Source organism: Bacteroides sp. 1_1_30 (assembly GCF_020982715.1).
Classification (GTDB): Bacteria; Bacteroidota; Bacteroidia; order Bacteroidales; family Bacteroidaceae; genus Bacteroides; species Bacteroides xylanisolvens.
On record NZ_JAJKHN010000256.1, the window covers coordinates 1 to 565 of the forward strand.

1 pseudogene is annotated in these 565 nt (G+C 39.1%); it reads right to left on the bottom strand.

The annotated features are described in order from the left end of the window. Positions 1-172 precede the first annotated feature (172 nt). A pseudogene (locus LPH68_RS26550) lies at positions 173-565 on the bottom strand (hypothetical protein); the annotation flags it as partial.

Below are 565 nucleotides of genomic sequence, written 5' to 3' on the forward strand. Positions count from 1 at the left end.
TTCCGATGTCATATTACAGGTCTTTCATATTCAATCTATTACTTTCAATTAACAATATGTCTTTAATAACTCACTTTGTCATGCAAATATATATCAAATAAGTGTGTTGACAAAGTGTTTTAATCATTAGTTTTCAGGGGATTATGTACGAATATATAGAGAAAGGCTGCACTTAGTACAGTCTTTCTTCCTCTGTAAAATGGCTGAAACGCTCGTCTGTATCAGAAGTTTGCAGAAGATAACGGCATTTCCAATACCGGTAAATCCGTCCGCCGTTAGGTATATAGTAATTTATATCGTTGGCGTTCAGATATTGGTTACCCTGTTCTGTGCCGTGGTGCATCCATCTGGCACATCCCGGCAGATTAGGGTTGTCCCGGACATAAAAATCCATCTTCTCTTTCCCTGTCACGAAAATGTTATGTACGCAGATATCCTTGTCAATCGGAAACCTGTAAACATATAGGGCGAAGTCGCAAATATCCGTCTCCAAAAGATTGTTTCCAAAATGTATCGGAGCTTCCTTTTCCAGACTTTCAAAACCATTCCGTACGCTTGTCCGTGT